Consider the following 2,316-nt stretch of genomic DNA (forward strand, 5'->3'; position numbering starts at 1 on the left):
AGAATCGTGTACAGGGTCTCAGCCTCAGATTGCATTCTTCTTTCTCAACTTCAACTGCGCATCACTGATAGCCTTCTCAATCCCGTTTTGATCAACGTCCATCATGAACGAGGATCGCGGAACCTTCAGGAACCGACACACGGCGCTGATGTTCAAAAACTCTAAAACGCGCTCGTCTGCGACAGTCAGCAACGGGAAGCCGTTGTTAGTCTGGAATTGAATTTTCATAGTAATCTCCTCTTCTTTGCCTCGCCAGCAGCGGGGGCAACGCGCCCCCAATCACTGCTTACTGGTTATTACGCTGCATCGTTCGTCAAAAGAGTGACCATATCCGGACGGTACACAACAGGCAGAATTGAGCTTTCGGAGAAAATCTCCACGTTCTTAAACTTGTCCTGTAGAGACCAGATACGGAAATCGTCCGGATCCACTCTACAACTGACAACACCAACAATTGAACGCATGTTCAATCTGTCTCTTAGTTTTCTTCTCTATAATGATTCATGTACAAACTTTGCTAAAAGCCATGTACAAACTTTGTCAAAGCCTCGCTCCTTTCTACCAGAAGACACCTTGCAACAGTTTCCCGTCTGGTGACCACGGACAACCATTGCGCCGACCACCTGAGCCACCACACCGCGCTTATTAAACATGCACATTAAATGCCACTTAAATAGAGTTTAACGTACCTTAAATAACCGATTCTGCTGGTTGTCGCCACTGGCTCACCTGTGCGATGTGGTGAATGTGTGGTGATAACTATGGCATGAAGTATGCGACAAAGCCTTGCCCGCGTTCTGTCTGTTAAATCTGTCAACCAGATGAGTGTTAAACCAGTTTACATCTCTCCTCATCTCAAACTGGAAAAATACATTTTCTTCGCAAAAACAATAAAAAAGCGTCCATTCCTGGGCCTGTGGGAACCTCTTAGAGGGGCGCTGTGCTGGCGGTCTGGTCAGTTACATTGCGGGAGAGAACGCTCTGTGTAGCGGTTCTTGTAAAGCCAGGGAAGGATTGTTGGACTGTTTGCGCTTGTGTAGAGTTCAGGCAATAAAAAACTCCGCCGAAGCGAGGTCAAATGAAGGGGGAATGTTGTATATCAGGCTGAGGTCATCGCCTTTTTGATACGGTAAACGGTAGCGACACCGCAACCAGCCAACTCTGCGATCTTTTCATTTGTGTGATCACCGCTGGCAATCAGCGCTTGCACCTTGTCGTGTAATGATTGTTTGGCCTGGCGTCCTTTGAACTTGCCAGCCTCTTTTGCTATCACGATCCCCTCAGACTGACGCTGACGAATGACACCACGCTCGAATTCTGCAACAGCCCCCATCATGATGAGGATTAAGCGCCTCTCTGGAGTGTCGTCGAAGGTCATATTATTGTCCAAGAAACGTACCGTAGCACCCCGTTTAATCAGGATATCAACAATCTCCAGCAGGTCTTTTGTATTACGGGCGAGGCGGTCAATGCTTTTAATGACAAGCGTATCCCCGCCACGAAGCCCCAGCTTTTCATTCAGAAGCCGTTGCAACTCTGGGCGGTTGGTGTCTTTGCCTGAGACCTTCTCAATCAGGATGTTGTCTGGTTCAACTAAACCCTCAAGCGCCGCCATCTGACGTGCAACGTTCTGATCCTGAGTGCTTACACGTACGTATCCGTAAGTAGTCATTCTCTCACCCCCTATCATCTATAAGTGACCTAAATGATAGATCTATCATATAGATTGGTAAACAATTAAATGATAGCAAAAAGAGATCAAATCTGAATAATAAATAGCCAGCAAACCCTATCACAATAAACTATCGTTTTACCCAACTCTAATGAGAGCAAAACATTCAGGCTCATAGGTCTGTATGACTCAGTGGCAGCACGAGGATATTTTGTGCGGGCTAGTGAAATAGTTAGGAGGCTAATCATCCCGCCTGACGGTTCGCCAGCAGAGCCTGGGATAATCCTATTTACTGCTGCTTTATTCAGTAACAAACTTATCCAATTATGAAAGTTTGGGTTATGTCTCAAGCGGTGTATGATGAACAAATAACCATCATAAGTTCAGGGAGAACAGGATGAAAATGGTACTGCCAGTTGATGGCTACCGTTCGGCAACGGAATTCATGGAAGCCATACAGGGCAGTGAGGGTGATACTCACTGGTTGATGAAGAAGGCGGAACACTGGCATGGTGGTATCCATCTTTATGACAGCTTTGCGAGTAATGCGGTATTTAAACCCGACAGCCCCGGTCTGAAATGCATGACTGATGGTCAGGTGGTCGCCTGGCGATTAAATGATGATTGTACTGGTCAAGTTAAAC

At 46.5% G+C, this 2,316-nt stretch carries 3 protein-coding genes; 1 reads left to right on the top strand and 2 read right to left on the bottom strand.

Features of this window, described 5'->3' with window-relative positions; translation table 11 throughout:
• Window positions 1-24: 24 nt before the first annotated feature.
• Both NG99_RS27175 and NG99_RS27180 read right to left on the bottom strand, forming a co-directional pair.
• Window positions 25-228: a hypothetical protein gene (locus NG99_RS27175; protein ID WP_034899985.1), complete on the bottom strand. Its 204-nt coding sequence runs from the start codon at window positions 226-228 to the stop codon at window positions 25-27.
• 871 nt (window positions 229-1,099) lie between these two features.
• On the bottom strand, window positions 1,100-1,672 hold the full coding sequence (locus tag NG99_RS27180) for a recombinase family protein (protein ID WP_034899987.1): 573 nt from the start codon (window positions 1,670-1,672) through the stop codon (window positions 1,100-1,102).
• A gap of 397 nt (window positions 1,673-2,069) precedes the next feature.
• Here NG99_RS27180 and NG99_RS27185 point away from each other — a divergent pair.
• On the top strand, window positions 2,070-2,316 hold a 247-nt coding region (locus NG99_RS27185; protein ID WP_034899986.1), incomplete at its 3' end, for a hypothetical protein.

The organism is Erwinia typographi, from assembly GCF_000773975.1.
In the GTDB taxonomy this organism is placed as follows: domain Bacteria; phylum Pseudomonadota; class Gammaproteobacteria; order Enterobacterales; family Enterobacteriaceae; genus Erwinia; species Erwinia typographi.